Raw genomic sequence first — 7,481 nt, 5'->3', positions numbered from 1 at the left:
AGTCCCCCCTCCCCTTGCGGGAGGGGGTTAGGGGGAGGGGTCTGCGCGCGTCCGCGCGCGAATGCCCAGGGAACAGGCTTCACCATCTGGCTGGGCTAGACCGCGAAAGCGCGGGCCGGCTCTTGCGGCACAAACCCCCTCCCCCTACCCCCCTCCCGCAAGGGGAGGGGGGACTCGACTAGCTCTCCGCCAGCCACGTCGAGACCTCCTGGATGCCCGGGTCAAGCCCGGGCATGACAGTTTGAGGTGTGGCGCGAGACAGGGTCCCTGAAGAGGACTCGATCCTCCGGCCGGAACAAGCGATGCTATCGGGACGCGGGGGACGACATGTTCGAAATCGAGTTCGCGGAGCCAAGTCACGCCACCTGCGAGTGCTGCGGCGCGCCCAGCACCCGGCTGACCCGTTTCGTCACCCGCAATGGGGATGCCTTCGCAATCTATCGTGCCGTGCTAACCCACGGCCCGCGACATCCGCGAGCGGAGATGATCGTCGGGTTGGGAGACTGGGGTGAAGCCGCGTCCCCCGAGGATCGGGTCGCCTTCATCTTCCAGCTCTGGTCGGACGACAGCGACTACAAGGTCGGCATCATCGGGCCGGAGCAGACGGCCTGGCCGCAAGGGATGCTGGGCCGGCTTCTCACGCGGGAAGAAGCGCTGGGGCACCCGTGGCTTCAGCACGTGTTCGACCTGAGCGATCACATCGTGGCCCACGATCGCATCCTGACGGACTATCTAGACCAACGGCCCGCTTCCTCGTCGGCCCACTAGCGTTTCGCCGCAGTCGCTGGCAGCGACGCGAGACGGACTTTCAATAGCACGGACCACTCAGGAAACCATTTGCAAATTGGTTCCCTTTGCGCTTGGCTGTCCGACAAGATGAAGCGGCGTCGCGAGTCATGATCGGTCCTCAGGGCCGGCGGACCCGACGTCCTCACGCACATCAGGGATCGGCAGATGGCTCGAAGCCGGATCGGCGGACGCAGCCTTTAGGAGACCAATGGCTGAAGTGGTTTCACCCACTCCTCGCAGCGTGTCGAACTCCAGTGTGGCGCTGGAGCGGCTGCGCGCGCTCTTGGACGCCGAGGGCGACCGCGCCGAATGGCAGCTGCCGACCGAGCGCGATCTGGCCGCCCGCATCGGCGTCGGCCGCCGCGCCGTGCGCCGGGCGCTGGAGGTGTTGGAGGCCGAGGGCCGGATCTGGCGCCACCAGGGCAAGGGCACCTTCGCCGGCCAGCGGCCGCCGGTGCAGCCGCATCTGATCGCCTCCCTGGCCGACCGCACCAGCCCGCTGGAGGTGATGGAGGCCCGGCTGAATATCGAGCCGGCGCTGGCCCGGCTGGCCGCCCTGAAGACATCGCCCGACAGCGTCGCAGCCTTGCGCCGGATCGAGCGCAAGACCGCCGCCGCCATGGACAGCGACGGCCATGAGCTGTGGGACAGCGCCTTCCACCGCCATATCGCCGAGACCGCCGGCAACGGCCTGCTGCTGGCGCTGTTCGACTGCATCGACAAGATCCGCCAGTCGCCGTCCTGGCGCCGGCTGCGCGAGGCGGCGCGCAATCGCATCCGCCTGCGCGCTTACACCAGCCAGCATGGCGACATCGTCGCCGCCATCGCCCGGCACGACGGCGCCGCGGCCGAGGCGGCGATGCGCCGCCACCTGCTGGCGCTGCAGGCCAATCTGGAGGCGGCGATGCATGGCGATCCGGCCCCGCAGGACGAGGCGGCGGACCGGCCCGCCCGTCCGAACGACAGCACGGAGGCGGCCGATGGCCTCGGCCTCTGACGCCGGCCTCGTTCGCGCCCACGCGACGGCCGCGGAGCCGGCACGTGAGACGGTGCTTCAGGTGGAGGACTTCGCCCTGTCGCTGTCGCTCGGCAGCAACCTGGTGGAGGGCGTCTCCTTCTCCGTCGCCCGCGGCGAGACGCTGTGCATCGTCGGCGAATCCGGCTGTGGCAAGAGCATCACCGCGCTGGGGCTGATGGGCCTGCTGCCGCCGGTGGCGCGCATCACCTCCGGCAGCGCCCGGTTCGAGGGGCAGGACCTGTTCCGGCTGACCGACCGGCAGCGCGCCGACCTGCGCGGCAGCCGCATGGCGATGATCTTCCAGGAGCCGATGACCAGCCTGAACCCGGCCTTCACCATCGGCGACCAGATCGCCGAGGGCATCCGCCGGCACAAGGCGGTCAGCAAGGCCGAGGCCCGCGGCCGGGCGCTGGAGATGCTGCGCCGGGTGCGCATCCCGGCGCCGGAGAAGCGGCTGGACGCCTATCCGCACCAGCTGTCGGGCGGCATGCGCCAGCGCGCCATGATCGCCATGGCCCTGGCCAACGACCCGCAGCTGCTGATCGCCGACGAGCCGACCACGGCGCTGGACGTCACCATCCAGGCGCAGATCCTGGCGCTGGTGCGGCGGCTGCAGGACGAGACCGGCACCGCCATGATCCTGATCACCCACGACCTGGGCGTGGTGGCGGAGGTCGCCGACCATGTCGCGGTGATGTATGCCGGCCGGATCGTCGAATCCGGCCCGGTCGAGGCCATCTTCGAGGACCCGCAGCACCCCTACACCATCGGGCTGATGGGGTCGGTGCCGTCGCTCGGCCGGCGCGAGGGCCGCCTGGCCACCATCCCCGGCACGGTGCCGCCGGCCGACCGCATGCCGCAGGGCTGCCGCTTCGCCCCGCGCTGCCCCTTCGCCGCGCCGCGCTGCATCGCCGAGGCTCCGCCGGCGAAGCTGGTCGGGCCCGGCCACCGCGCCGCCTGCTGGTTCGCGCCGCTGGAGCAGCACGCCGGAGATGCCGCATGACCGAGGCAGCACTTCTCGAAGGCAAGAGCCTGGTCAAGCGCTTCGGCGGCGGCCGCAGCCTGCTGGGCGGGTCGCCCGTGGTGCACGCGGTCGACGGCGTGTCGCTGGCGATCCGGCCGGGCGAGACCTTCGCCGTGGTCGGCGAATCCGGCTGCGGCAAGTCCACCCTCGGCCGGCTGCTGCTGCGGCTGATCGAGCCCACCGCCGGCCGGGTGATCTATCGCGGCCGCGACCTGACGGCCCTGCCGGCGAAGGAGATGCGGGCGCTGCGGCGCGAGCTGCAGATCATCTTCCAGGACCCCTACGCCTCGCTGAACCCGCGCATGACCGTGGGCGACATCGTCGGCGAGCCGATCTGGCTGCACGGCCTGGCCCAGGGCGCCGAACGCCGTGACCGGGTGGCGGAGCTGCTGCGCATCGTCGGGCTGCTGCCGGACCATGCCGGCCGCTATCCGCACGAGTTCAGCGGCGGCCAGCGCCAGCGCATCGGCATCGCCCGGGCTCTGGCCGGCCAGCCGGTGCTGATCGTCGGCGACGAGCCGGTGTCGGCGCTGGACGTGTCGATCCAGGCGCAGGTGATCAACCTGCTGGAGGAGCTGAAGGAGCGCTTCGGCCTGACCCTGGTCATCGTCGCCCACGATCTGGCCGTGATCCGGCACATGAGCGACCGGGTGGCGGTGATGTATCTCGGCGAGATCGTCGAGGAGGCGCCGGTCGACGCGCTGTTCGACGCGCCGCTGCACCCCTACACCCAGGCGCTGATGAAGGCGATCCCGGTGCCCAGCCCGGCCGGGCGCCAGGCCAAGACCCTGCTGCAGGGCGACGTGCCCAGCCCGACCGCGCCGCCGCCCGGCTGCCGCTTTCACACCCGCTGCCCGCACGCCAAGCCGATCTGCGGCCAGGTCCGGCCGCCGGCGGAGGAGGCCGAGCCCGGGCGCAGCGTCGCCTGCCATTTCTGGCGCGAGATCCAGGATGCCGGGGCCGGCGCCCTGGCCGCGCCGCCCACGCCGCCGCGCCTGGCCGCGCGGCTGTCGCTGTACCGCGCCCGCCAGGCCGAGGCGGCCCGCCAGGCCCAGACGGCCCGATCATAAGAAACAGACAGGAGGCTCACCTATGCGCGCCCGCCCGATACTCCTCATGCTCGCCGGCCTGCTGCTCAGCGGCACGGCCTACGGCCAGACCACGCTGCGGGTCGGCCTGAACGAGGACCCCGACGTGCTGGACCCGCACCGGGCCCGCACCTTCGTCGGCCGCATCGTCTTCGCCTCGCTCTGCGACAAGCTGCTCGACATCGACGAGAAGCTCGCCTTCGTGCCCAAGCTGGCGACGGCCTGGTCGTGGAGCGACGACAACCTAACCCTGACCTTCACCCTGCGCGACGGCATCACCTTCCAGGACGGGGAGCCGATCGACGCCGCGGCGGTGAAGGCCAATCTCGACCGCGCCCGCACCCTGCCGGACAGCCTGCGCAAGAGCGAGCTGGCCTCGGTCGCCGATGTCGTGGTGGTCGACCCGAAGACCGTGGCGCTGAAGCTGTCCAAGCCCGACGCGACGCTGCTGGCCCAGCTGTCCGACCGCGCCGGCATGATGCTGGCGCCGAAGGCTTTCGACACCTTCACCCAGAAGCCCGTCTGCTCCGGCCCCTACAGCTTCGTCGAGCGGGTGCAGAACGACCGCATCGTGCTGCAGAAATACGCGGGCTACTGGGATGCCGCGAACTACAAGATCGGCAAGGTGGTGTTCCAGCCGATCCCGGACACCACGGTGCGGCTGGCCAATCTGCGCGCCGGCGACCTGGACATGCTGGAGCGGCTGGCGCCGTCCGACGTGCCCTCGGTCAAGGACGACCCGAACCTGGTGTTCGCGCCGGTCACCGGCATCGGCTACCAGGGCATCACCATCAACACCGGCAATGGCGACCGCGCCAAGGGCCCGCTGGGCCAGGACAAGCGGGTGCGCCAGGCCTTCGAGCTGGCGGTCGACCGCGAGGTCATCAACCAGGTGGCCGGCGCCGGCATCTACCCGCCGGCGCAGCAGCCCTTCCCGCAGGCCAGCCCGTATTACAGCGACAAGTTCCCGGTGCGGGCCCGCGACGTCGAGAAGGCCAAGCAGCTGTTGAAGGAGGCGGGGCAGGAGCACCCGTCCTTCGAGCTGGTGTTCGGCACCGGCACGCTGGCGCAGCAGATCGCCGAGCTGACCCAGGCGATGGCGGCGGAGGCGGGCTTCGACATCAAGCTGCGCGCCACCGAGTTCGCGGCGATGCAGAAGGAGGCGCAGCAGGGCAATTTCGACGCCATGCAGATCGGCTGGTCCGGCCGCGTCGACCCCGACGGCAACATCCACGCCTTCGTCACCTGCAAGGGCAACCTGAACGACGGCAAGTACTGCAACCCGAAGGTCGACGAGCTCTTGAACGCCGCCCGGCAGACGCCGGACACGGCCAAGCGCAAGGAGCTGTACGACCAGGCCCAGGCGATCCTCGAGGACGACCTGCCGATCATCTACACCTACTACCAGCCCTGGCCCTTCGTGCTGTCGAAGAAGGTGAAGGGCTTCACCGCCTATCCCGACGGCATGATCCGCCTCAAGGGCATGAGCATCGAAGGCTGAGATGCTCATGCTCGCTCCCGCCCGAATGCTTCCAAACCAGTCCCCCCTCCCCTCGCGGGAGGGGGCCAGGGGGAGGGGGTTTGCGCCGACGCTCAGGCCCTGCCGGGACGGGAAGCGGCGGTTCTCTTCGATCGACAGCCCCCTCCCCCTACCCCCCTCCCGCAGGGGGAGGGGGGACTCGGTTGGCGTTGTCCGCGAGGCCCACCCATGACCCGGATCATCCTGCGCCGGCTGATCGTCGCCGTGCCGACCCTGATCCTGGTGTCGATGCTGGTCTTCGCCTTGCAGAAGCTGCTGCCGGGCGACCCGGTGCTGACCATGGCGGGGGAGGAGCGCGACCCCGCCGTGCTGGAGTACCTGCGCGACAAGTACCGGCTGAACGACCCGATCCCGGTGCAGTACGTCGCCTGGATCGGCCAGGTGGTGCAGGGCGATTTCGGCGTGTCGCTGCGCACCGACGCGCCGGTGACCGAGCTGATCGCCCAGAAGCTGCCGGTGACGATCCAGCTGGCCGCCATGGCCATGGTCTTCGCCCTGCTGATCGGCATCCCCGCCGGCATCATCGCCGCTGTGCGCAAGGGCACGGCGGTGGATTACGGCGCCAACATCCTCGCCTTGTCCGGCCTGTCGATCCCGAATTTCTGGCTCGGCATCATGCTGATCCTGCTGGTGTCGGTGGAATGGCGCCTGCTGCCCGCCTCGGGCTACGTCTCGCCGGCGCAGGACCTGTGGCTCAGCCTCAAGACCATGCTGATGCCGGCCTTCGTGCTGGGCAACGCCCTGGCCGCGACGCTGATGCGCCACACCCGCTCGGCGATGCTGAGCGTGCTGCGCTCGGACTATATCCGCACCGCCCGGGCCAAGGGCCTGCTCGGCCCCGCCGTGGTGCTGAAGCATGCCTTCCGCAACGCGCTGGTGCCGATCGTGACGCTGGTGACGCTGCTGTTCGGCGAGCTGCTGGCCGGCGCGGTGCTGACCGAGCAGGTCTTCACCATCCCCGGCTTCGGCAAGCTGATCGTCGACGCCGTGTTCAACCGCGACTACGCCGTGGTGCAAGGTGTCGTTCTGTGCACCGCCATCGGCTTCATCGCCATGAACCTGCTGGCCGATGTCCTCTACATCCTGATCAACCCGCGGCTGAGGCACCCGTCATGACCGCGACCGCCATCAACGCCGAAACCGCGAAGCCGAAGCGGCGCAGCCGCGGCCTGCAGAAGTTCCTGCGCAACAAGGGCGCGGTGGTCGGCGCCGTGCTGGTGCTGGCCTTCGTGCTGCTGGCCGTGCTGGCGCCGCTGATCACGCCGCAGGACCCGCTGCAGACGAGCTTCCTGACCATCCGCAAGCCGCCCTCGGCCGCGCATTGGCTGGGCACCGACGACCTCGGCCGCGACATCTTCACCCGCCTCGCCTATGGCGCCCGCGCCTCGCTGATGGCCGGGGTGATCTCGGTCGCCATCGCGCTGGCCGTCGGCGTGCCCTTCGGCCTGCTGGCCGGCTATTACGGCGGGCTGGTCGACGGCGCCATCTCCCGCGCCACCGAGGCGATGCTGGCCATCCCCTTCCTGATCCTGGCGATCGCCCTGGCCGCCTTCCTGGGCCCCAGCCTGGGCAACGCCATGATCGCGATCGGCCTGTCGGCCATGCCGATCTTCATCCGCCTGACCCGCGGCCAGGTGCTGAGCGTGAAGACCGAGGACTACGTCGAGGGCGCCCGGTCGATCGGCCTGCCCGACCGCTGGATCATCATCCGCTACATCCTGCCCAACGTGCTGCCGCCGCTGATCGTGCAGGCGACGCTGACCATCGCCACCGCCATCATCGCCGAGGCCAGCCTGTCCTTCCTCGGCCTCGGCCAGCAGCCGCCGAGCCCGTCCTGGGGCTCGATGCTGAACACCGCCAAGAACTTCATGAGCCAGGCGCCCTGGATGTCGGTCTTCCCGGGCGGCGCGATCTTCCTGGTCGTGCTGGGCTTCAACCTGCTGGGCGACGGATTGCGCGACGCCCTCGACCCCCGCGAAAGCTGAGAGACACCGATGTTCACCACCCGCCCCGAACTGCTCG

At 70.1% G+C, this 7,481-nt stretch carries 7 protein-coding genes; all 7 read left to right on the top strand.

Annotation, left to right across the window (positions count from 1 at the left end):
* Window positions 1-327 precede the first annotated feature (327 nt).
* The 7 genes from ABDW35_RS27685 to ABDW35_RS27655 all read left to right on the top strand — a co-directional run bounded on the left by ABDW35_RS27685 (window position 328) and on the right by ABDW35_RS27655 (window position 7,444).
* The gene (locus ABDW35_RS27685) at window positions 328-768 is read left to right on the top strand and encodes a hypothetical protein (protein WP_343717082.1); all 441 of its coding nucleotides are present in this window, start codon (window positions 328-330) and stop codon (window positions 766-768) included.
* A 229-nt stretch (window positions 769-997) separates the two neighbouring features.
* A complete protein-coding gene (locus tag ABDW35_RS27680; protein ID WP_343717081.1) occupies window positions 998-1,786 on the top strand; it encodes an FCD domain-containing protein in 789 nt (262 codons plus the stop codon).
* Window positions 1,770-2,810 (top strand): ABC transporter ATP-binding protein, encoded by a 1,041-nt coding sequence (locus ABDW35_RS27675; protein WP_343717080.1) that lies wholly within the window; start codon window positions 1,770-1,772, stop codon window positions 2,808-2,810. Before ABDW35_RS27680 ends, ABDW35_RS27675 begins: the two co-directional genes overlap by 17 nt.
* Window positions 2,807-3,901 (top strand): oligopeptide/dipeptide ABC transporter ATP-binding protein, encoded by a 1,095-nt coding sequence (locus ABDW35_RS27670; protein ID WP_343717079.1) that lies wholly within the window; start codon window positions 2,807-2,809, stop codon window positions 3,899-3,901. The genes ABDW35_RS27675 and ABDW35_RS27670 overlap by 4 nt, the downstream gene beginning before the upstream one ends.
* Window positions 3,902-3,947: 46 nt before the next feature.
* Entirely contained in the window at window positions 3,948-5,420 is a 1,473-nt protein-coding gene (locus ABDW35_RS27665; protein ID WP_343717078.1) for an ABC transporter substrate-binding protein, read from the top strand.
* A 207-nt stretch (window positions 5,421-5,627) separates the two neighbouring features.
* On the top strand, window positions 5,628-6,575 hold the full coding sequence (locus tag ABDW35_RS27660; RefSeq protein WP_343717077.1) for an ABC transporter permease: 948 nt from the start codon (window positions 5,628-5,630) through the stop codon (window positions 6,573-6,575).
* Window positions 6,572-7,444 carry an ABC transporter permease gene (locus ABDW35_RS27655; RefSeq protein ID WP_343717076.1) on the top strand — a complete coding sequence of 291 codons (873 nt, stop codon included), beginning with the start codon at window positions 6,572-6,574 and terminating at the stop codon, window positions 7,442-7,444. Before ABDW35_RS27660 ends, ABDW35_RS27655 begins: the two co-directional genes overlap by 4 nt.
* Window positions 7,445-7,481: the final 37 nt, after the last annotated feature.

The sequence above is a fragment of the Inquilinus sp. genome (assembly GCF_039594555.1).
Taxonomy (GTDB): domain Bacteria; phylum Pseudomonadota; class Alphaproteobacteria; order DSM-16000; family Inquilinaceae; genus Inquilinus.
The sequence above is the reverse complement of the archived record's forward strand: the minus strand, read 5'-3'. Positions and strand labels throughout refer to the sequence as shown.

What these genes read in the sequence shown, in the direction of transcription:
- ABDW35_RS27670 (WP_343717079.1), top strand. Translation starts at nt 2,807, where the DNA reads ATGACCGAGGCAGCACTTCTCGAAGGCAAGAGCCTGGTCAAGCGCTTC.
- ABDW35_RS27665 (WP_343717078.1), top strand. Translation starts at nt 3,948, where the DNA reads ATGCTCGCCGGCCTGCTGCTCAGCGGCACGGCCTACGGCCAGACCACG.
- ABDW35_RS27685 (WP_343717082.1), top strand. Translation starts at nt 328, where the DNA reads ATGTTCGAAATCGAGTTCGCGGAGCCAAGTCACGCCACCTGCGAGTGC.
- ABDW35_RS27655 (WP_343717076.1), top strand. Translation starts at nt 6,572, where the DNA reads ATGACCGCGACCGCCATCAACGCCGAAACCGCGAAGCCGAAGCGGCGC.
- ABDW35_RS27680 (WP_343717081.1), top strand. Translation starts at nt 998, where the DNA reads ATGGCTGAAGTGGTTTCACCCACTCCTCGCAGCGTGTCGAACTCCAGT.
- ABDW35_RS27660 (WP_343717077.1), top strand. Translation starts at nt 5,628, where the DNA reads ATGACCCGGATCATCCTGCGCCGGCTGATCGTCGCCGTGCCGACCCTG.
- ABDW35_RS27675 (WP_343717080.1), top strand. Translation starts at nt 1,770, where the DNA reads ATGGCCTCGGCCTCTGACGCCGGCCTCGTTCGCGCCCACGCGACGGCC.